The sequence below is a fragment of the Dongia sp. genome, from assembly GCF_041905885.1.
In the GTDB taxonomy this organism is placed as follows: domain Bacteria; phylum Pseudomonadota; class Alphaproteobacteria; order Dongiales; family Dongiaceae; genus Dongia.
The window spans coordinates 44,138-65,306 of sequence record NZ_JAYRKD010000027.1; the positions used below are offsets into that span (position 1 = coordinate 44,138).

A 21,169-nucleotide genomic window follows, 5' to 3' on the forward strand; every position below is an offset into this window, starting at 1 on the left:
TACATCATGACCATCGGCGTCGGCGGCAAGACGGCGGAGCAGGCGCTCGCCGAACTCTCCAACATGACGGCGGGGGTCCAGCCGATCGGCGAAGCGGAATACCGCGCGCGGATCGAGAAGGCGCAGAAGCTGATGCGCGGCCGCGGCATCGCCGCGGTCTACCTCAATGCCGGGTCGAGCCTGCTCTATTTCACCGGCATGCGCTGGCATGCTTCCGAGCGCATGGTCGGCGCCGTTCTGCCGGCCGAAGGCGAGATCGAGTTCCTGGCGCCGAAGTTCGAGGAAGGCACCGTCCATGACTACATGGTCATCCCCGGCAAGGTGAATTGCTGGGAGGAGCACGAGGCGCCGACCGCGCTGTTCATCTCGATGCTGGACCGGATGTGCCCGGGCGACAGCACGGCGCGGGTCGGCATCGACGAGAGCACGCCCTTCTTCCTGTTCGACAAGATCCGGGTGCTGGGCAACCGCTACGATTTCTTCGATGCGTCCGAGATCACCCGCACCTGCCGCATGCAGAAATCGGCGGCGGAACTGGCGCTGATGCAGCGCGCCAAGGACATGACGCTCGTTGTGCAGCAAGCCGCCGCCTCGATCCTCCGCGCAGGCATCAGCACCACCGAGGTCGAGAGCTTCATCGAGCAGGCGCACCGCAAGGTCGGCGCGCCGGGCTCGACCTTCTGCATCGTGCTGTTCGGCCCAGCCACCGCCTTTCCCCACGGGGTGAAGGATCCGCAGATCCTCAAAGATGGCGACTTCGTGCTGATCGACACCGGCTGCCGGCTGCACAACTATCTCTCCGACATCACCCGCACCTATGTCTTCGGCGAGCCCAGCGAGGAACAGCGCCGATACTGGCAGATCGAGAAGGACGCGCAGATCGCCGCCTTCAAGGCCGCGAAGCTCGGCGTGCCCTGCGGCGACGTCGATCGCGCCGCGCGCAAGAGCCTGGTCGCCAACGGCATGAGCGAAGGCTACAAGCTGCCCGGCCTGCCGCACCGCACCGGACACGGCATCGGTCTCGACGGGCATGAGGGTCCATATCTCGTCTTGAACGACGACACTCCGCTCGATGTCGGTATGTGCTTCTCGAACGAGCCGATGATCTGCATCCCCGGCAAGTTCGGCGTCCGCCTCGAAGATCATTTCTACATGACCAAGGACGGCGCCAAGTGGTTCACCGAGCCCTCGCCTTCCTGCGACGACCCGTTCGGGCTTAAAGCGTAGGGTCCGGATCGAGCAGCCGCGCCAGCCGCCGGTTGGCGGACATCGCAATCTCCAGCGTCAGCACCCTTCGGCGGTTGCCGTTGAGCTTGCCTTGCGGCGCCGGCCGGACGATCTCGCCGCCATGGGCGTCGGCGACGATCAGGCCGCAATCGAGCGGCAGGATCTCGCGCGGGAAATCGGGCTCGACCGCGAAGAAGAAGCGGTCGCAGAACTCGAGATATTCCGGCCATTTCCGGTCGGACTGAAAATCGGCGCGGCCGGATTTTACCTCGACGATCACGATCTCGCCGGCGCTGCTCAACGCGATCACGTCGGCACGGCGCCGTGCTTTCAGCGGAAACTCATGCAGCGACGCGAAGCCCAGTCCATCCAGCAGACGCACGACGCCACGGCAGATGCGCTGCGCCGCCAGCGGAGATTCGAACGGCGTTTCGGGCGCGGAAAGCTGGTGGGAAACTTGCAGCATGACTGAGCTTCGCCACCCCGCCCCGGCTTGTCCAGGGGTCACGATGCCGGTATGAGCAAGTATGCCAGAAGGGGCCATGCCTGAAGGGGAGCCGGAAGTGATCGCCGCCGCACCGCCGAAGCGCGGTTTGGTGCGGCGGGTCTTGCGCTTCGTCGCGCGCGCGATCGGTCTCTTCCTGCTGATCTCGGTGTTCTGGACCGCGCTCTATGCCTGGTTGCCGGTGCCGCTGACGCCGCTGATGGTGATCCGCCTGGTGCAGGGCCACGGCTTTTCGAAGGACTGGGTCTCCTATGAGGAGATCTCGCCGAACCTGCCGCGGGCGGCGATCGCGGCTGAGGATTCCGGTTACTGCGCGCATCGGGGCTTCGAATGGGAGGCGATCCAGAAGGCCTGGAACCGCAACGCCAAATCCAAGCGGATCCGCGGCGGCAGCACGATCAGCAACCAGACCGCCAAGAACGCCTTCCTCTGGCCCGACCGCACTTACATCCGCAAGGCGCTGGAATACTACTTCACCGGCCTGATCGAGCTGATGTGGGGCAAGAAGCGCATCCTCGAGGTCTATCTGAACGTGGTCGAGTTCGGCCCCGGCATCTATGGCGCGGAAGCCGCGGCCCAGACCTACTTCAAGAAGCCGGCGAGCCAGCTCAGCGGGCGCGAGGCGGCGCTGCTGGTCGCGGTCCTGCCTTCGCCGCTCAAATGGTCGGTCGCCAAGCCCGGCCCCTATGTCCAGTCCCGCACCGCGACCATCATGGCGCGCATGATGGACATCCCCGACCCTAAGGATGATCCCTGCGGGCGAAAAGGCGGCTGACGCCGAAATTTGGGACTGGATTCCCGAGAAGCGCTCTCGGTCCCGCCGGCAAGGCCCTGAAAAGTCACATTAGGGCGCTGTAATTTAAGTCGAATTTGCTGGATCTGCGCGGCGCGGACGCGGCCTGAATAAACCAAATCTTCAAGGATTGGACGGCAGTCTGGCGTCCGTAATTCGCACCTTCGCGCAACTGCTTAGAGGCCGGAGTGGCCGGAAACCAACCGCCCGCCGCATTGAAGACCCCCGCAACGACCGCCGCCCTCCTGGTGGCGATCGCGGCTGCCTGCGCCGGTTTGGCCGAGTGGTTCGGCAGCCGCCCGGTCGGCCTCATCGCCATCCTGCTGCTGGCGGCCATCGCCATCACCTGGCTTTTGCGGCTGAACGCGGCGCCGACGGCGCGGCAGGCCGCCTCTTCCGCCCCGACCGCGGCGGCGCGCGATGGCGCGCTGATGCAGCAGGCAGCGATGCTGCGCCAGGCCCATCGCATCGCGCGGCTGTGCTATTGGCAATGGCGCCCGGCCGACGGCGACGGCGTCTACACCTACACCGACGATACCAAGGAACTGCTCGGCATCGCGGCGGAAGAGCTGACCGCTGCCGGCGTCGACTACTGGAACCTCGTCCATCCCGAGGACCGGCCGCTGGCGCGCCGCCGCTACATCGACTTCGAGCAGGGCGACGGCACGGTCCATGTGCAGGAATACCGCATCCTGCATCCGCAGCTCGGCGAGCGCTACATCCGCGAATGCGCCGAGAAGGTGCTCGATGCCGACGGCCGCCTGAGCTACATGGCGGGCACGCTGCAGGATGTAACCGACGCCCGCCGCGCCCAGCAATCGATCCGCGAGAGCGAGGCGAAGCTGCAGCACGGCTTCCGCATGGCCAAGCTCGGTCACTGGAGCTTCGAGCCCAACCGGCCGCGCTCGGGCGGCGGCAAGGGCGTCTACTCCTATTCCAACCAGGTCTGGGAGATCTACGGCGTCTCCAGCGACGCGCTCGACATCGGCGACGCCTTCTACGATCTCTATATCCACCCGGAGGACCGCGCGGAGCTGCGCGCCCTCAACGTCGACTTCCTGACCGACTCGCGCACCAGCTACACGCACGAATACCGGTTCCTGCGGCCCGACGGCCGGACCTCCTACATCCGGGAATGCGCCGAGAAGATTCGCGACGACAGCGGCCGCGTCACCCAGATCGTCGGCACCATCCAGGACGTGACCGATCAGCGGCTCGCCGACATCGCGCTGCGCGAGAGCGAGGCCAAGCTGAAGCTCGGCTATAAGATCGCCAGGATGGGCCATTGGTCGTTCGACCCGAATGCGCAATCCGGCGAGCTCACCAAGGCGCCCTACTCCTGGTCGCCGGAAGCGGCGGAGATCTTCGGCGTCCCCCTGGCCGAGATGAATGCATCCGGCGGCGCCTTCTACGACCGCTACGTCCATCGCGACGACCGCGAGGACCTGAAGAAGCTGGATGAGACCTTCCTCCACGGCGACGCACCGAGCTACGTGCAGGAATACCGCGTGGTGTTGTCGGACGGCTCGATCCGCCATGTGCTCGAAAGCGCGGAGAAGCGCCTCGACGCGGCGGGGCGCCTGGTCCAGATCAACGGCATCGTCCAGGATGTGACCGGCCTCCGGCGCTCGGCGATCGCGATGCGCCGGGTCGAGCGCCAGATGCGCCGCGCCTACCGCCTGGCCAAGCTCGGCTACTGGTACTGGGAGAGCCCGGACGGCAGCAACGAGGACGTCAACCACAGCCAGCTTTCAGACGAGATCTGCGAGATCTTCGGCGCCGAGCGCGACGAGCTGCATTGGGACGACGGCAAGGCCTTCTGCGCGCGCTACGTCCATCCGGACGACCGCGAGATGGTGCTGCAGGTGTTCAGGGATTTCGACCAGGGCCTGGTCGACAACTACACCATGAGCTACCGCGTCACCCATCCCTCGGGCGAGATTCGCCATGTGCGCTCGGTCTCGGAGCGCATCCGTGACGAGCACGGGCGGCCGCTCTACGGCATCGGCATCATCCAGGACCTGACCGAGGTGAAGACCGCCGAGGCCAACCTCCGCCGTTCGGAATACCAGCTGCGCCGCGCCCAGCGTGTCGCCAAGCTCTATTGCTGGCACACCGAGGAGGATCAGCACGGCGCGCGCCGCATCGTGTTCGACCATGAGTTTTACACGGAGATTCTGCAGCGCGTGCCCGAGCAGCCGATCGCGAGCCTCCCGGACTACATCGAGCGCTTCGTCCATCCGGACGACCGTCTGCGCCTGATGCCGATCGGCAACGCCTTCGCGCGCGAGGAGATCGACTCCTATTCGCTGGAATACCGGATGCTGCGCCCCGACGGCACCACGCTCTACATCCGCTCGGCCGGCGAGCGCATGCGCGATCAGGACGGCAACACCGCGCAGCTGTTCGGTGCGATCCAGGACGTGACCGACCTGAAGCAGCACGAGCAGGAACTGATCGAGGCCAAGAACGAGGCCGAGCTCGCCAACCGCTCGAAGGGCGAGTTCCTCACCAACATGAGCCACGAGCTCCGCACGCCGCTGAATGCCATCATCGGCTTCTCGCAGGTCATCCGCGACCAGCTGTTCGGTTCCGACCAGGCGCGCTACGTCGATTATGCCCGCGACATCCACGAGAGCGGCCTGCTGCTCCTGGAGCTGATCAACGACATTCTCGATGTCTCCAAGCTCGAGGCCGGCAAGCACGACCTCTATGAGGAGGAGCTCAGCATCGGCGACGTGGTCAACGTCTGTTTGAACATCATGAAGTCGCGCGCCGCCGAAGGCGCGGTGAAGCTCTCCTCCGCCGGATTCGGGGCGCTGCCACGGGTCTGGGCCGAAGAGCGCGGCATGAAGCAGATCCTGCTGAACCTGCTCTCCAACGCGGTGAAGTTCACGCCGCGCAACCACTCGGTCAGGATCGAAGGCCGGCTCACCAAGGACGGCGAGGTCGAAGTCGCGGTGATCGATACCGGCATCGGCATCCCGCCCGACGTGCTGCCGCATCTGTTCCGCCCCTTCCGCCAGGGCGACAACTCGATCAGCCGCCAGTTCGGCGGCAGCGGTCTCGGCCTCGCCATCTCGCGGCGCCTGATCGAGCTGCACAACGGCCGCATCGAGGTCCAGAGCGAGCCCGGCAAAGGCACGACCGTCACCATCACCCTGCCGGCGGACCGCGTCATTCCCGACCTCAACGCCCTCCCCGAGCCGGAAGCCGAAGCGAAAGCCAAGATCGCGATCTGAAGGGCAAGCGCGCCTTGCCACGTCGGCTCTGGGCCGATCCCAGAGTTGCTATTTTGTTCCCATGCCGGTAAGCTCGCCGGTCCAATGCTCAGGCTGAAGAAGATCGTGTCCGGCGGCCAGACCGGGGTGGACCGCGCGGCGCTTGATTTCGCGATCCGGCGCGGGATCCCGCATGGCGGCTATTGCCCGAAGGGCCGCCGTTCGGAGAGCGGTCGCATCGCCGCGAAATACCGGCTCACCGAATGCGCGTCGCCCGAATATGCGATGCGGACCGCGCTCAATGTCGCGCATTCCGACGGCACCTTGATCCTCACCCGCGGCCGGCCCGAAGGCGGTACCCAGCGCACGGTCTTTCTCTGCCGCGAATACGGCAAACCCGCTCTGGTCATCGATCTCAACAGCAAGCTGGAGGCGGCCGGCTTCATCACCTGGCTGCGCGAACACGCGATCGAAACGCTGAACGTGGCGGGTCCGCGCGAGAGCAAGCAGTCCGGCATCGGCCGCCAGGCCAAGGCGACGCTCGACGCGCTGTTCGCCGCGGCGGATGCACCGGCCTGGATGGGCTGACGCAGCTGTGAACGGCAGCTATTATGTCCTGCCGCCACCTTTGTGTGTGGGATTCTCTTTCACACGGGGTTGTTAACCTTGTCGGCTTGACAAGGTCGGGGGTGAAAGAGGCAATAGGTTCGAACGGGTCTCCTGTTGAGACTCACGCACTCGAAGAGGCTCTCGCACCATGTTGCCCGATCGGAATCCCGGCTTCGGCCGCCGCCTGTTCCTGCGGATGACGACCGCCCTCTGCGCCGCCATGGGGCTGCCTGGCTTGGCGCTCGCGGCGGATTCGGTCGGCGCGGTCACCAAGCTTAGGGGCCAGGCCCGGGCCGCCCGCAGCGGCGGCAACGTCATGCTGGCCGAACCCGCCAAGAAAGACGACGGCACCATGGTGGCCGGCACCCCGATCGAAGCCGGCGACGGCATCGTGACCGGCCCGGGGGCCCGGCTGAAGATCGAGTTCAAGGACGGCTCGGTCATCACCTTGGGCGAGAACTCCAAGCTCAATATCGATACCGCGAAATTCGCCGGCTCGAAGCGCGACATCGCCGCAACTCTGCTGGACGGCGTGGTGCGCGCCGCCGTCGCCAAGGCCGGCGAGGGCTCCAGCTTCGAGATCAGTTCCTCGCTGGTGACCAGCGCCGCCCGCGGCACCGAATGGATCATGTCGATCAGGGACCAAACCACCTCGCTGCTGGTGCTGGAGGGCACGGTCAACGCCAAGGGCATCGGCGAGACCCTGGACGACCTGCCGAACGCGCCGATCTCCAAGGGCGTCGATCTTGGCCAAAAGCAGGGCCTGGCGGTCGGCGAGCCGGCCCGCGCACTCGGCATGGACCCCAACGACATGGGGAAAGTGATCAACTGGAAGGCCGAGAAGATCGACAAGCTGGTCTCTTCGACCGAGTTCTAACCGCGCGGCGTTGAAGCGCCCCGCCTATTTTGCCGCCGGCAGCCTGCTGGTCGCCGTCGGTTTCGTCGGCGCCTTCCTGCCGCTGCTGCAGACCACGCCCTTCCTCATTCTCGCCGCGGCCTGCTTCGCGCGCTCATCGCCGCGCCTCGAGAACTGGCTGCTGAACCATCGGCAGTTCGGCCCGGTGCTGCGTGCGTGGCGCGAGCGCGGGGCGATCCCGGTGAAGGCCAAGCGGCTCGCCTGCGCCGGCATGGTGCTCGGCTATGCCCTGTTCTGGTGGGGCCACCAGCCCAGCCTGTTGCTGGCCGCGGCGGTTGCGGCGGCGATGATCGGCGCCGCCGCCTATGTGCTGACGCGTCCCTCGGCAGCCTCACCTTGCGAATCGGAGAACCCCGCGGGACCCCTTCCGCGTTAAGGGTTTACACACCCCGGGCGGGGGATAATGCCCTATGCCTAGTGGCTAGCAGCATTCGCAGACGCGGAATATTGATTGTTCAGCTTTTCTTAAGCCTAAATTCCCTTTCTGAATCAAATCTATAGCGCAGAATCTTCGCGTATTGGTTTGACATTAACGAGATTAGGACTGTACCGTATCCGTATGTGAGGCGATTCACGGGCGCCAAATCGGGCTCGGGAAGCGCCAATGTGGGGCGGGGATGGCGTTGGAACCCCTCAGTAGCGACCAGCTGATGACCCTGGCCCGGCAGAAGTCGGACCAGGCGCGTGAGCAGCTGTTCGAAGCCATGGGAGACGTGTTCCTGGAACGGAACACCGTGCTCACCTTGCAAGAGCGCGCCCTCATCACCGACATCCTGGAGAAGCTGATCCGCGAGGTCAGCCGCGAGATCCGCCGCAAGCTCACGGTGAAGCTGGCCGACGCGCCCGGCACGCCGCGCGAGCTGGCGGTGCTGCTCGCCAACGACGAGATCGACATCGCCAGCCCGATGCTGATCCGCAGCAAGGTGCTGCAGGACGCCGACCTGATCGAGATCGTGCGCAACCGCTCGACCCAGCATCTCCTCGCCATCGCCATGCGCCGCGACCTCTCGACCGCAGTCGCCGACGCCCTGGTCGAATCCGGCGAGAAGGATGTGATCCGCACCCTCTTGGAGAACCAGGACGCGCATATCTCGCGCGCCACCATGGCCTACCTGGTCGAGCAATCGAAGGCGGTGGACGAGTTCCAGGAGCCGCTGGTGAAGCGCCGTGACCTGCCGCCGGAGCTGGCGCGCCGTATGTGCCTCTGGGTCTCCGCCGCGATCCGCCAGTCGCTGGTCGATCGCTTCGACATCGACATCGACAAGCTCGACGACAACCTGGAGCCTATCGCCCGCGAGGAATCCGAGAAGCCGCACGAGCCCGATCCCGACGCCGCCGGCGCGCTGGCCCAGGCACTGGGCGAAGGCCGCAAACTGACGCCGCGCCTGTTGATGCAGACGCTGCGCCGCGGCGAGGTCCCGCTGTTCGAGGCGATGCTGGCCGAGATGGCCGGCCTGCGCCCCGCGCTGATCCGCCGCCTCTGCTACGAGCAAGGCGGACAGGGCCTCGCCGTGGTCGCCCGCGGCATCGGCCTCTCCCGTGAAGAGTTCGCCAGCATCTATCTCCTGACCCGCAAGGCCCGGCCCGGCGGCACCTCGATGGACCCGGCCGATCTCGGCCGCGCCCTCGAATTTTTCGACCGCATCAACCACGGCAACGCCGCGACCGTCATCGGCCGCTGGCGCCGCGACCCCGACTACCTCTACGCCATCAGAAGCGTGGAAGAGCAACAAGGACGACAGCGCGCATGAAGCCCAATCCCTTCCTCGTCTCGCCGGCGCCGAAAGGCAAGGCGGCCGCGGCCGCCAGCAGGCCCGAGCTGCTGCAGCAGGCCTTCGCCAAGGAAATGCTGGAGTTCGGCCCGGCCTGCTTCCAGGCCGATACCCGCGGGGAGATCACCTGGAGCAACGCCGCCTTCCGCAAGATCACCGAGAGCAAGGCCGGCGGCAAGCCGGTCGGCCAGATCCTGCCGCTCAAAGACATCGCCGAGGAGATCGACCTCAAGCGCCAGCCGATGTTCCGCGAAGACACCATTGCGACCGGCGCCGTCCTACGCTCGCGCCTGGTGCCGCTGTTCGACGAGCGCGGCCAGCTGGTCGGCTTCGGCGGGTTGCTCAATCTCTCGACCGAGGTCGCCGAGCGTACCGACGAGAGTCCGATCGTCGTCGAGCGCCACATGGATTTCATCCGGCTCTCCTCCGACTGGATGTGGGAGACCGACGCCGGCTTCAACCTGCAGATGGTCACCCACCGGGTGAACAACGTGCTCGGCTTCTCGCCGCATGAGCTGATCGGCCGGAACCTGATGTCGATGGTGAGCTCGGAGCCGCTGCGCCAAGCGCTCCGCAGACGACTGGAGCGGCTCTCGCCGTTCCGCGACCAGCCGTTCGACGCCGATGACAGCAACGGCCGCCGCAAGCTGTTCCTGATGAGCGCCGCGCCGATCTTCGACAAGAGCGACGGCAGCCTCAAGGGCTTCCGCGGCGCCGCCACCGACATCACCGAGCTGACCCGCCGCGAAGAGAGTCTGCGCACCGCCAAGGAGGCGGCGGAAGTCGCCAGCCGGGCCAAGAGCCATTTTCTCGCCAACATGAGCCATGAGCTCCGCACGCCGCTGAACGCGATCATCGGCTTCACCGACGTGATGCGCATGGGCCTGCTGGGCCCGGTCGAGAATCCGGAATACCGCGCCTATGTCGGCGACATCCACGGCAGCGCGCAGCGCCTGCTGGAAGTCATCAACGACATCCTCGACATGTCGCGGATCGAGACCGGCGAGGTCGAGCTGCACGAGGCGGCCTGCAACGTCGAGGAGTTGTTCGAGTCCGCGCGCCGCATCGTGGCCAGCCGGATGGAAGCCCGCGCCATCAAGTTCAGCGCCGACCTCTCGCCGCGCCTGCCGCGCATCAATGCCGACAAGCGCAAGATGAAGCAGATCCTGGTCAACCTGCTCGGCAATGCGGTGAAGTTCACCGCGCCCGGCGGCCGCGTGCGCCTCTCCGGCACGATGGCACCCGAGGGCGGCGTGGTGATCACCGTCGAGGACAACGGGATCGGCATCGCGCCGGAGCATCTCGACCGGGTGATGGAGCCCTTCGCCCAGGTCGAGGCCGACCTCGACCGCCGCTTCGAGGGCATTGGCATGGGCCTGCCGCTCTCCCGCGGCCTGGCGCGGCTCCATGGCGGCGACCTCGCGTTGGAGAGCACCGTCGGCAAGGGCACCCGCGCCACCGTCACCCTTCCCCCCGAACGCTCGATCGAGGGCGGTCACCTGCAGGCGGTGAAGTAGCCGGGTATGCGGTAATGCGCGGACTTGATCCGCGCATCTGCTACACTGTGATTCCATGACCGAAGCCTTCAGCATCGAAGCCTTGATGGAGTCGGCGCGCGACCGCACGCCGGAGGGGCGGTCGCGGTTGTTCGGCCTGCTGGGGCAGCTGTTCCTGGCGCGCGGTCAGGGCCTGAGCGAGGGCGAGAAGCGCGGCTTCATTGAATTGCTGGAGATCCTGCATCCCTTCGCGACCGTCGAGGCGCGGCTGGAACTCGCCTATGCGACGGCCAACGCGCCCTTCGCGCCGGGCGAGCTCGCGAAGCTGCTGGCCGGGGACGATATCGAGATCGCCTCGCTGGTGCTGTTCCAGGCGGAATCGCTCGCCACCATGGACCTGATGGCGCTCAGCGAGGATCCCGAGCGCGCGACCATCATCGCCGCGCGCCGCGCGCTGCCGATGATCGTGGCCGATGCCCTGATGCGCCGGAGCGATCCCGACCTCGCCCGGGTCCTGTTGAAGAACGAGACCATCAAGCTCTCGATCCCGGCCATGGCCGGCGCGATCGAGTTGGCGCGCGACGACCTGGACCTGCAGCAGCGTATCGCCAAGCGTCCGGAGCTGATGGAAGAGGCCGGGATCGAGATGGCCGAATGGGCCGACCCGGCGGTGCGCGAGGAACTGATCGAGCGTTTCGAACTGGCGCCGGAGGAAGGCGACACGATCGCGCGGTTGCGCAACCTGCTGAGCCTCGCGGTCGAGAGCGGCGCGCCGCGCGAACCGGATTTCACTGGCGCCGCCCGGGTCCCAACCGAGCCCGCGACGGAACCGGACGGCATGCCGCTGCCGGACCCGCGCTTCCGGCTCTCGCCGCGGCTGATGGTCGAGACCTTGCGGCGCGGCGAGCGGGCCATGGCCGAGGCGATGTTCGCCAGGATGGCCAGCCTGCCGATCGGCCTGGTGCAGCGCTTCGTCAAGGAGAACAACGGCGAGAGCATCGCCATCGCCGCGCGCGCGATCGGCATGGCGCGCGAAGAGTTCGCCACCATCTACCTGCTCTGGCGCAAGGCGCAGTCGCAGGACGGGCTGGTCGCGGCGGGGGCGCTGGGCGGCGCGCTCGATCTCTTCGACACCATCCCCCAGGACCGGGTCGAGGTCGAGATCAGGACCTGGCGTCGGACCGCGCGGGCGGAAGCCAACGGCGCCGAGAGCGCGTGATATCCCAGCAAGGCAACCAAGCCCCTCCGCAAGGTGTTTCGCCTGGGTTAGACTGCGCTTCACTTCAGTTGGGAGGCGGACATGCTTTGGCGCGGCGGGCGGCGCAGCACGAATGTGGAAGACCGGCGCGGCTCCGGTGGCTTCGGCGGCGGATTTGGCGGCGGGGGCGGCGGCATCAAGGTCGGCGGGCTCGGCCTGGTCGTGATCCTGCTGGTCGGCTGGTTCTTCGGCGTCGATCCCAGCGCGCTGCTCTCGCAGATCGAAGGCGGCAGTGTCGGCGGCTATGAGCAGCCGGCCAACACCACGCCGATCCCGCAGGACGACGAGGGCGCGCAATTCGTCCAGGTCGTGCTGGCCGATACCGAGGATACCTGGAGCGAGATCTTCCAGCAGTCGAACGCCACCTACCAGCCGCCGCGGCTGGTGCTGTTCACCGGCCGGACCGCGACCGCCTGCGGCACGGGCGCCGCGGCGATGGGGCCGTTCTACTGCCCCGGCGATGCCAAGGTATATATCGACCTCTCCTTCTACGAGGAGCTGAAGCAGCGTTTCCAGGCGCCGGGCGACTTCGCCCAGGCCTATGTGATTGCGCATGAGGTCGGGCACCACATCCAGCAGCTGATCGGGTCCACTGAGGATATCGAACGCGCCTTCGGCGGCGGTGGCCAGTCGGGCGCCGATTCCGCATCGGTCAGGATCGAGCTGCAGGCCGATTGCTTCGCCGGCGTCTGGGCCTACCACGCCAACCAGCGCAAGATCGTCGAGCCCGGCGACGTCGAAGAAGCGCTGAACGCCGCGACCGCGATCGGCGACGACAAGCTGCAGGAGCAGGGCCAGGGCTACGTGGTGCCCGACAGCTTCACCCACGGCACCTCGGCGCAGCGGGTCCGCTGGTTCAAGCGCGGCATGGAGAGCGGCGACGTCAACGCCTGCGACACGCTGACCGCGAAGACGCTGTAGCTTCACCGGCAAAACCGGAAGCCGCCCAGATCGAGGTGGAAGTGGTTGGCGTGGAGCCGGTTGTAGTCCGGCCCCAGCACGATGTTGAAGAGGCCGCAGGCCTCGTCATGCGCGGCGTCGAGGAAGCGGCCCTCCGGCGTCGGCTTGCCGTAGTCCTTCAAGACCGAGATCACCCGGCCGTCGGCCAGGTGGAAGGCGGCGATGTCGATGGCGTTGGCGGTGGCATGCTGGCTGCGGCGGCCTTCGGCGGCGGAGTTGATGTTGCGGCAGGCGTAGGTCCCGAGCTGATCGATGCGGACCACGCGGCTGTGGAGCTCGGCCTGCGCGATCGCGTCGAGGCGCTGCTGCCACCAATAGAGGCCGGCGGTCATGGCGCAGGTCGCGACCGGCCGCGGGCTCATGGCGATCGACGTCGCATCGGCGCGCACCACATTGGTGAAGCCGCAATCCTCACCGATCTTGCGGTCGGCCATCACCGAGAACTTCATCGCGGTACGCCCGAGCGCCGCGCGGCAGGCGGCACCGTCGGTCGATAGGCCGTTCAGCTGGATGTTGGCGAACCAGCCGGGCTTCCGATCCAACATCACCGGCCCCCAGGGGAAGAGATCCGGCGGGACGCGGATCCAGCCCTCATAGAGAGCGCCGCCGGCAGCGACCAGCGCCAGCAGGGCGAACAACACGAGCCGGCGAAAGCGTTTCAAGGTCGTCCGAATATGCTAAGGCCTGTCTCATGAACCTCGAGATCAGGCGCGGGTTGCCGGGGGCGAGCGCCGAAAGCGATATCGCCGGAGAAATGCAGCTGCTGGAGGATGTGCTGGAGCATCCGGAGCGCGGCGTGCTGCGGCTCTGGCGCACCAGCCCCTGCCTGGTGGTGACGCCGCTGCTGGCACAGCGCCCGGCCTTCGCCGCCGCGGCAGAGGCTTCGGCGCAACGCGGCTGGCCGGTGGTGGTGCGCCGGACCGGCGGCGGGCCGGTGCCGCAGACCGCCGGCACGCTCAACGTCTCGCTGGCTTATGCAACGCCGCGCGACCAGGCGCCGACCATCGATGCGGCCTTCCAGCCATTCGCCGAGGCGATGCTCGCGGCCTTGCAGCGCTGCGGCGTCGCCGCACAGGTCGGCGAGATCGAAGGCAGCTGCTGCCCCGGGCGCTACGACATCGCGATCGGGAGACGGAAGATCATCGGCATCGCGCAGCGGCGGCGCCAAGGGACCACCGGGGGTTCGCGGGACGGGCAATTGCTCTCGGCGGTGCTGGTGCATGCGATGGTCTGGATTGATGGGACGCTGGATCCGGAAATCGATCGACTGGAGCAGTTCCTCGAAGCGGCCGGCGCGCCGGCCAAATTCCGGCGCGACGTGATGGGCACGTTGCAGGGGATTTCGGGCGTTTCTGCGGACGCATTCGAGGCGGCATCGCGGCAAGTTGAGTTTGCGCGCGGGCAATAATATTGCGTCTGCCGCTGGCAATAATGCGCGCCTATTCAATAGCTTGCTCGATACTTGACTTGTGGGAACAAATCGGGTACGGTCTTGACGACCTCCGGAGCAGCGAAAGCCAAAAGGCTCGGAATCCGGTCAGGTCAGAGCGGGTCGCTTCCGCCTGCGCTAAAGCTTCGGCGGACGGGTCAACGCCCGCAGCGCATCGTCCAATCCATCGAGGGTCAGCGGATACATCCGCTCGCCCATCAACTGGCGGATCAGCTTCACCGACTGGGTGTAGTCCCAGCGTTCGCGGTCGCGCGGGTTGATCCAGACCGCGCGCGGGTAGTGTTTCAGGAACCGCCCGAGCCAGACCGAGCCCGCTTCGTCGTTGTTGTGCTCCACCGAGCCGCCGGCCTGCAGGATCTCATAGGGGCTCATGGTGGCGTCGCCGACCAGGATCAATGACCAGTCGCCGCCATAGGTGTTCAAGACCTGGCTGGTCGGCGTCCATTCGTCATAGCGCCGGCGGTTCGAGCGCCACAGCCGCTCATAGGGCATGTTGTGGAAATACCAGGTCTCGAGATGCTTGAACTCGGACTTGGCGGCGGAGAACAGCCGCGCCGACTCTTCGACATGGTCGTCCATCGAGCCGCCGATATCGAGCAGCAACAGCACCTTGATCTTGTTGCGGCGCTCCGGGCGCATCTGGATGTCGAGCGAGCCGGCATTCTCCGCGGTCTTGCGGATGGTGGAGTTGAGATCGAGCTCGTTGGCCTCGCCTTCGCGGCCCCAGCGCCGCAAGCCGCGGAGGGCGAGCTTCATGGCGCGGGTGCCGAGCTCGACCTCGCCGTCGAGGTCCTTGAACTCGCGCTTGTCCCAGACCTTCACCGCGCGGCGGTTGCGTGACTCGTGCTGGCCGATGCGGATGCCTTCGGGGTTGGCGCCGTAGGCGCCGAAAGGCGAGGTGCCGGCGGTGCCGATCCACTTCGAGCCGCCCTCGTGGCGTTCCTTCTGTTCGGCCAGGCGCTGGCGGAGCGTCTCCAGGAGCTTGTCCAGGCCGCCGAGGGTCTGGATCTGCGCCAGTTCTTCGGGGGTGAGGTATTTTTCCGCCAGCGCCTTCAGCCAGTCATCGGGAATCTCGGCGATGACCTCGCCACCGACCGCGGAGAGGCCTTGGAAATGGAGCGCGAAGACCCGGTCGAAGCGGTCGATCAGCCGCTCGTCCTTGATCAGGGTCGCGCGGGCGAGGAAGTAGAAATCCTCGACATCAAGCTGCGCCACGCCCTGCTTCATCGCGCCGATCAAGGCCAGGTATTCAGTGAGGCTGACCGGGACGCCTTGGTTGCGGAGCGCGGTGATGAAGCCGGCGAACACCTCGCTATCGCCCCTCTAAATTTCCGTCATGCCGGGACTTGGTCCCGGCATCCACGCCTTTGGCGCGGATGAAAGAAAGGCGTGGATCCCGGCACCCGGAGGCGAAGCCGACCTTCGTCGGCGGGGTGCCGGGATGACGGCGGAGCCAAATCAGAAAGTGCGCGACGCAGTCGCTCATTTCACTGCCCGCGGCGCGCCAGGAACGCTACCCGTTCGAACAGATGCACGTCCTGCTCGTTCTTCAAAAGCGCGCCGTGCAGCGGCGGCACCACGACCTTGGGGTCGTGCGAGCGGAGCGCTTCGACCGGCACCTCGTCAGCGACCAGGAGTTTCAGCCAGTCGAGCAGCTCGGAGGTCGCAGGTTTCTTCTTCAAGCCGGGGACTTCGCGGATCTCGTAGAACAGCGTCATCGCCTCGCGCAGCAGTTCGCGCTTGATGTTGGGATAATGCGCGGCGACGATTTTTTCCATCACCGCCTTGTCGGGGAAGCGGATGTAGTGGAAGAAGCAGCGGCGCAGGAAGGCGTCGGGCAGCTCCTTCTCGTTGTTCGAGGTGACGATGACGATGGGGCGGTGCAGCGCCTTCACCGTCTGCTTGGTCTCGTAGACGAAGAATTCCATGCGATCGAGCTCCTGCAGGAGGTCGTTCGGGAATTCGATGTCGGCCTTGTCGATCTCGTCGATCAGCAGCACCACCGGCGTCTCGCTGGCGAAGGCGTTCCAGAGCTTGCCCTGGACGATGTAGTTGCGGATGTCGTGCACCCGTTCGTCGCCCAGCTGGCCGTCGCGGAGACGTGCCACCGCGTCATACTCATAGAGGCCCTGCGCCGCCTTGGTGGTGGACTTGATGTGCCAGGTGATCAGCGGCAGCCCGAGCGCCGCCGCCACTTCCTCGGCCAGCACGGTCTTGCCGGTGCCGGGCTCGCCCTTCACCAGCAGCGGCCTCCCCAGCGTGACCGCGGCGTTGACCGCGATCTCGAGGTCGCGGGTGGTGATGTAGCGGGATGTGCCGGTGAACTTTGGAGATTTCATGTTTATCAGCCAGTTAGATTCAGTTTCGGTATAGGTCAAAGGCGATGGTCACCGGGATTATGTCAATAGATATATTGACATTCAGGTAGATATTGTTAACCTATATGTATACCCAATCCGGACAGAGAAGCATGGGCGTCAAGCAGGCCGCCACCAGACAATATCAGGGCATAGTCGATCGGGTCGCGGGCCGGCTTTCAAGTCCTGCGACCACACTGCCCCGGGAAGGCTGGATCGCAACCCTGCGCCAGGCGCTCGGCATGTCGCGACCGCAGCTGGCCAAGCGGTTGGGCGTCACGCGGGCCCGGATCTCGCAGGCGGAGCAGGCGGAGGTCTCGGGCAATGTCACGTTGAAGACCATGCACGCCTTTGCCGAAGCGATGGGCTGCCGGTTCGTCTATGCGCTGGTCCCCGTGGAGGGCAAAGTCGACGACGTCATCCGGAAGCAGGCGCTCAAGAAAGCGGGCGCCATCGTCGCCAGCGCGAGCACGCATATGGCGCTGGAGCGGCAGGCCCTCTCGCGCCGAGAGAATGACAGCGAGGTCCGCCGCATCGCCGAAACCCTCCGGCATGAGATGCCTTCGGACTTGTGGGAAGACGATTGGCTGTCCTAGGGCGCGCGCCGGACGGCGCGACACCGCTCGACCCGGATGAAGCCGAAGGCCTGAAGTTCAAGCACGTCACGACCCGCGCCGAGCTCAACGCGCTGGAGCAGGCGAATATCGCCAGCGGCCTGCTTTGGCTGGGCCGGCTCAGGCGGCGCGACATACTCCAGGACGCGTTCGTTCGCCGGCTGCATCTGCGCCTGTTCGGCGAGGTCTGGCGCTGGGCGGGCCAGCTTCGGCGCACCGAGAAGAATATCGGCGTCGATCCCCGCGACATCGCCGTGCAACTGCGCATGCTGCTGGACGACGCGCGCTATTGGAGCGCGCACCACACCTATCACCCGCTCGAAGCCGCTGCGCGATTTCATCATCGGATGGTTCAGGTCCACCTGTTTCCGAACGGCAACGGCCGGCATGCGCGTATCGCCGCCGATGTCTATCTCCGGGATTGCTTCGGCCATAAGCCGATCGACTGGGCCGCCGGCGCCGACCTGCTGCGGGACAATGCACGGCGCGATCAGTACATCGCTGCCTTGCGACGGGCGGATGCCGGCGAGGTCGGGCCGCTCCTAAGCTTCGTCGGGCTTTAGCGGGCGCAGGTCACCGGCGCCGCCGCCACTTCCGCGGCCAGCACGTCTTGCCGGTCCCGGGCTCGCCCTTCACCGGCAGCGAGCGGCCCAACGTGACGCTGGCATTGACTGCGATTCGAGGTCGCGGTGATGTAACGAGCGGTGCCGGTAAATCTTGTCTTGAAACCGATCATGTGCAGCGGCCGCTCAGCTCTGAGCGCTAGTCCTTCGATCTTGCAACCACCAAGATCCCCATCAGGGGCTTTGACTGTTGCTTCTTTTCGACCTGTCGATTCCAAATAGCCTTACAGCCTATCTATGGAAAAGACGCCATCGCTAGCCTCGCCAGAGTTCTCTCCGCAGCTCATCGCCTTGGATGCGAACCTTGTGATGGCATTCTTATCGATCATTTTTTCAAACTCAGAGAAATTGATGTCAGCACCCTTTAAGGACGCCATTGAAACCAACATAAAGCGCGTCACCTCCTGCCGATCCCGGTACGACAGTTCAAGCAGTTCAAATACAATTCCCATTAAGTATCCTGGATGCAACTCTCTCCCATCCGGACCTCGAATGATTTTGCCGAAGGGGTCCGCGCCGAAAGATAAGAGTTGGGCCTTCGAACGAGCGTCCAGGTCGCGTAGAAGCGGAATCCCGTGTTCCTTAAGAAAACTGTTGGATATGAGGATTGGGAAAGGTTGCAGATGAGATTGCAAGCCGTACAAGCTGACCAGATGATTCGACATCTGCCAAGCGAGTTGGTCATAGGTTAGATCGAAGAAACGACGTGAAATTGCGACCGTCGCTTCCGTTGGCTTTCGTAGTGTCGACAACCAGCAAGTCGCGCCTACAAGTTGCTTTAACTTCAGCAACGCCTTTACCGAATAGGCTCCAAATGAGCGATCGGCTAGTAAACTAGCGTTCGCGCCACTTCCATCGTCGGTCATGACACAGTCGGCCATGGCGACGACGCGATCATCTAGCGTAACAAGGACGATGTGAGCTGGCTCCCAGTCACTTAGTGAAGCAAATCGCGCACGGACAAGCTTTCGAGGCAGCTTCCTCACAAAGGCCTTCGCAGCGGTCGCATCGTCTATGACGAAATCAACTCTGGCCATGCCACGTTTCCGAGTCTCCATGTCCATTTCGGCGGCAAATAATGATCGGCGGATCGATCTGCGTCGAGCCCTTGCCGCGTGCTCCAGCGCCACTTCGTCGTTCCAACTCTGAAGCCGACCAGGACGGTTGCGCGGAGAGTGTTTGCGATGGGCAGGTCGCTTGCGTTGCGGCCTTAGGCGATCAGCGCGCGGCCGATCCGTTGTCGATCAGCCTCGAACCAGTCCGGGGATGCAGCAATGTAGCATCGCCTTCTCTTTGCGGCCAAGCCGGCCTCAGCGCAGCGTATCCACTTCCTGGTAGACCAGCACCATGTCGACAACCTCGCCATCCGTGCTCAAGGGCAGCAGCAGGGTTTCGGCTTCGCGGGAGAAGCCGTCGGAGGACGGGGTGCGGTCCCAGTCGTAGACCAGGGTCTTCTCCTCGATCACCAAGCGGTAGTTCTCCAGCGCCGCCTCGACATTGGCGCCGAAATAGCCGCTCTCGACCCGCATGCCGGTGACGTCCTGGCCGCGCAAGAGGGTCGGCCGCGTGCCGATCAGGCGGTAGCGCAGCGCGTAGGGGCGCAGGCGGCCCGGCGGCTCGCGCGCCACATCGACCAAGGCGGTGCCGGCAAGCCAGGGCTTCATCTCCAAGGGATCGATGTCGGCGCGGGACGGCATCACGCGGCCGCCGCGCTTGCTGTCCCAGTAGCGATAGAAGGCGGCGGTCGACGGGCGGCAACGCTCGAGGAAGTCGATCGAGGTGGTGCGGGGATAGCCGGTGGTCGAGGAAGCGCCGGTGCTCGTCATTCTGTCTCGGTGGCTCGGATCGACGGTTCCGGCGTGCTCTAGCACAGCGCCGGCGGCATGCATTGATGCACCGCAAATCCCTTCGACCGCAAATCCCTGTTTTGCTTCCCTTTTTCGACTTAACCACAAAATATCGTTCACGAAAGCTTGAAAAGCACCCGATCGGTGCTTTTATCGTATTCCGTGACCAGGGGTCGTAAAGGCGGGGAGTTCGGGCACTGCCGGTTGCAGTTGCTCACCGGTGGATTCGGCGGAGATGATGAACCCGCAGCCGCGCTGTTGCGGCAAACGGTGGATGCGCATCGGGATCTGCTGCGCTGGCTCGACGGCAACGTGCCGGCCGAGCACGGCGACAACCTGGTGGCACTGCACCGCCATTTCTACGAGGCGGCACGGAAGGAAAGCGGCCTGCAGGCGCGCGCGGTGACGCTCGCCCTGAAGGACTTCGTGCAGCGACGGCGCGGCAAGATTGTAGAGGGCGCGCCGCTCGACGAGAAACTCTACGGGCTGAAAGGCATCGAGCTGGTCTCGATCGCCACCTTGAGCGGACGCGTCACCATCCCCTTCCGCGTCGCCGGCTACGGCGCGGAATGGAATGGCAAGAGTCCGGCGAGATTGCTGGTGAAGGGAAAGCAAGCGCGCGACAGCGTGCGGCCGCACCCCCACCCCAGCCCTCCCCCGAAGGCCGTCGGCGAAGGCCGACATGCGTCGGCGGGGGAGGGAGAACTGGAGCTGCTGATCGCCGTGCGCTTGTCGGTTGTCGAGGGTGTGACTGCTTCGGGGTAGGCCATGTTTTCGTTTCTGACAGAGGTCGGGTTCCAGCCCTTCGTGATTGCGGGGCTGGTGCTGGTGGGGCTTTGCGCGATCGAGATCGTCAGCCTGGTGTTCGGACACTCGCTGTCGGGCGCGGTCGATCACCTGCTCGGGCTCGACCATGCCGATGCCGACCTTCATGCACATGTCGAGCATGGCTCGGTGCTGGACGTGCATGCGGAGATGCCGGCCGATACGCCCTCGGGAAACCTGTTCGGCAGCTTCTACGACTGGCTGAACGCCGGGCGGGTGCCGCTGCTGATCCTGCTGATGGCGGCGCTCGGCGTCTTCTCGGTGGTGGGGCTGGCGATCCAGATCGTGGCGATGCATGTCGCGACACCCCTGCCGACCGTGGTCGCCGCGCTGCTCGCCTTTCTCGGCGTCATCCCGACCACGCGCGGCGTCAGCCGGGTTCTGGCGCGCTTCCTGCCGCGCGACGAGAGCTATGCGGTCGATGAGGAATCGCTGATCGGGCGCACAGGCGTCGTGACGCTCGGTCCGGTGGATTGGGACTCCGCCGGGCGCGCGAAAGTGATGGACGCGCATGGCAACGCGCATTTCCCGCGGGTGCTGGCGGCGCGCGAGAATCTCACCATCGACCAGGGCACCAGCGTGCTGGTGGTCGATCGGATCGGCGGGACGCTGACCGTGGTGCCCAGCGCGGAAAGGCAGCTTGATCCTCCTGCGCGCTGAGCGCCTCGGAGGACAGGGAAGAGAGTTTGACGGGGG

At 65.5% G+C, this 21,169-nt stretch carries 21 protein-coding genes; 15 read left to right on the top strand and 6 right to left on the bottom strand.

Features of this window, described 5'->3' with window-relative positions; translation table 11 throughout:
• Positions 1–6: 6 nt before the first annotated feature.
• Entirely contained in the window at positions 7–1,227 is a 1,221-nt protein-coding gene (locus ACH2CY_RS22225; RefSeq protein WP_395021802.1) for a M24 family metallopeptidase, read from the top strand.
• Here the strand turns inward: ACH2CY_RS22225 and ACH2CY_RS22230 are convergent.
• Entirely contained in the window at positions 1,217–1,693 is a 477-nt protein-coding gene (locus ACH2CY_RS22230) for an MmcB family DNA repair protein (RefSeq protein ID WP_395021804.1), read from the bottom strand. The two genes, ACH2CY_RS22225 and ACH2CY_RS22230, sit on opposite strands and share 11 nt — an antisense overlap.
• 76 nt (positions 1,694–1,769) lie before the next feature.
• Between ACH2CY_RS22230 and mtgA the strand changes: the two genes are divergently transcribed.
• The 9 genes from mtgA (at position 1,770) to ACH2CY_RS22275 (ending at position 12,718) form a co-directional block, all read left to right on the top strand.
• Positions 1,770–2,507 (top strand): monofunctional biosynthetic peptidoglycan transglycosylase, encoded by a 738-nt coding sequence (gene mtgA, locus ACH2CY_RS22235; RefSeq protein ID WP_395021807.1) that lies wholly within the window; start codon positions 1,770–1,772, stop codon positions 2,505–2,507.
• A 206-nt stretch (positions 2,508–2,713) separates the two neighbouring features.
• Positions 2,714–5,767 (top strand): PAS domain-containing protein, encoded by a 3,054-nt coding sequence (locus ACH2CY_RS22240; protein WP_395021809.1) that lies wholly within the window; start codon positions 2,714–2,716, stop codon positions 5,765–5,767.
• An 84-nt stretch (positions 5,768–5,851) separates the two neighbouring features.
• Positions 5,852–6,334: a putative molybdenum carrier protein gene (locus tag ACH2CY_RS22245; RefSeq protein WP_395021810.1), complete on the top strand. Its 483-nt coding sequence runs from the start codon at positions 5,852–5,854 to the stop codon at positions 6,332–6,334.
• A 169-nt stretch (positions 6,335–6,503) separates the two neighbouring features.
• Positions 6,504–7,232, top strand: a complete 729-nt coding sequence (locus tag ACH2CY_RS22250) for a FecR domain-containing protein (protein WP_395021811.1) — start codon at positions 6,504–6,506, stop codon at positions 7,230–7,232.
• Between the two features lie 10 nt (positions 7,233–7,242).
• A complete protein-coding gene (locus ACH2CY_RS22255; protein ID WP_395021812.1) occupies positions 7,243–7,647 on the top strand; it encodes a YbaN family protein in 405 nt (134 codons plus the stop codon).
• Positions 7,648–7,888: 241 nt separating this feature from the next.
• A complete protein-coding gene (locus ACH2CY_RS22260; protein ID WP_395021814.1) occupies positions 7,889–9,022 on the top strand; it encodes a DUF2336 domain-containing protein in 1,134 nt (377 codons plus the stop codon).
• Positions 9,019–10,560, top strand: coding sequence for an ATP-binding protein (locus tag ACH2CY_RS22265; protein WP_395021815.1), 1,542 nt, complete (start codon positions 9,019–9,021; stop codon positions 10,558–10,560). Before ACH2CY_RS22260 ends, ACH2CY_RS22265 begins: the two co-directional genes overlap by 4 nt.
• 55 nt (positions 10,561–10,615) lie before the next feature.
• Positions 10,616–11,758 (top strand): DUF2336 domain-containing protein, encoded by a 1,143-nt coding sequence (locus ACH2CY_RS22270; protein WP_395021817.1) that lies wholly within the window; start codon positions 10,616–10,618, stop codon positions 11,756–11,758.
• 81 nt (positions 11,759–11,839) lie between these two features.
• A complete protein-coding gene (locus ACH2CY_RS22275) occupies positions 11,840–12,718 on the top strand; it encodes a neutral zinc metallopeptidase (protein ID WP_395021818.1) in 879 nt (292 codons plus the stop codon).
• A 2-nt stretch (positions 12,719–12,720) separates the two neighbouring features.
• Here the strand turns inward: ACH2CY_RS22275 and ACH2CY_RS22280 are convergent, their stop codons facing one another.
• The gene (locus tag ACH2CY_RS22280) at positions 12,721–13,419 is read right to left on the bottom strand and encodes an extensin family protein (protein ID WP_395021820.1); all 699 of its coding nucleotides are present in this window, start codon (positions 13,417–13,419) and stop codon (positions 12,721–12,723) included.
• A gap of 29 nt (positions 13,420–13,448) precedes the next feature.
• On the opposite strand from ACH2CY_RS22280, the gene ACH2CY_RS22285 reads away from it, so the two are divergent.
• Entirely contained in the window at positions 13,449–14,165 is a 717-nt protein-coding gene (locus tag ACH2CY_RS22285; RefSeq protein WP_395021821.1) for a biotin/lipoate A/B protein ligase family protein, read from the top strand.
• Between the two features lie 159 nt (positions 14,166–14,324).
• Here the strand turns inward: ACH2CY_RS22285 and ACH2CY_RS22290 are convergent, their stop codons facing one another.
• Together ACH2CY_RS22290 and ACH2CY_RS22295 are read right to left on the bottom strand one after the other, a co-directional pair.
• Positions 14,325–15,515 (bottom strand): VWA domain-containing protein, encoded by a 1,191-nt coding sequence (locus ACH2CY_RS22290; RefSeq protein ID WP_395021822.1) that lies wholly within the window; start codon positions 15,513–15,515, stop codon positions 14,325–14,327.
• A 179-nt stretch (positions 15,516–15,694) separates the two neighbouring features.
• On the bottom strand, positions 15,695–16,546 hold the full coding sequence (locus ACH2CY_RS22295; RefSeq protein ID WP_395021823.1) for an AAA family ATPase: 852 nt from the start codon (positions 16,544–16,546) through the stop codon (positions 15,695–15,697).
• A gap of 131 nt (positions 16,547–16,677) precedes the next feature.
• On the opposite strand from ACH2CY_RS22295, the gene ACH2CY_RS22300 reads away from it, so the two are divergent.
• Both ACH2CY_RS22300 and ACH2CY_RS22305 read left to right on the top strand, forming a co-directional pair.
• Complete coding sequence (locus tag ACH2CY_RS22300; RefSeq protein WP_395021824.1) at positions 16,678–17,160, top strand: mobile mystery protein A; 483 nt, start codon at positions 16,678–16,680, stop codon at positions 17,158–17,160.
• Positions 17,148–17,741, top strand: a complete 594-nt coding sequence (locus tag ACH2CY_RS22305) for a mobile mystery protein B (protein WP_395021826.1) — start codon at positions 17,148–17,150, stop codon at positions 17,739–17,741. The genes ACH2CY_RS22300 and ACH2CY_RS22305 overlap by 13 nt, the downstream gene beginning before the upstream one ends.
• Positions 17,742–18,025: 284 nt before the next feature.
• On the opposite strand, the gene ACH2CY_RS22310 is transcribed toward ACH2CY_RS22305, so the two are convergent.
• Together ACH2CY_RS22310 and ACH2CY_RS22315 are read right to left on the bottom strand one after the other, a co-directional pair.
• On the bottom strand, positions 18,026–18,838 hold the full coding sequence (locus ACH2CY_RS22310) for a hypothetical protein (protein WP_395021827.1): 813 nt from the start codon (positions 18,836–18,838) through the stop codon (positions 18,026–18,028).
• Between the two features lie 273 nt (positions 18,839–19,111).
• Entirely contained in the window at positions 19,112–19,627 is a 516-nt protein-coding gene (locus tag ACH2CY_RS22315) for a PAS domain-containing protein (protein ID WP_395021829.1), read from the bottom strand.
• A 225-nt stretch (positions 19,628–19,852) separates the two neighbouring features.
• Between ACH2CY_RS22315 and ACH2CY_RS22320 the strand changes: the two genes are divergently transcribed.
• Complete coding sequence (locus tag ACH2CY_RS22320; RefSeq protein WP_395021830.1) at positions 19,853–20,413, top strand: hypothetical protein; 561 nt, start codon at positions 19,853–19,855, stop codon at positions 20,411–20,413.
• A 3-nt stretch (positions 20,414–20,416) separates the two neighbouring features.
• The gene (locus tag ACH2CY_RS22325) at positions 20,417–21,133 is read left to right on the top strand and encodes an OB-fold-containig protein (protein WP_395021831.1); all 717 of its coding nucleotides are present in this window, start codon (positions 20,417–20,419) and stop codon (positions 21,131–21,133) included.
• Positions 21,134–21,169 lie beyond the last annotated feature (36 nt).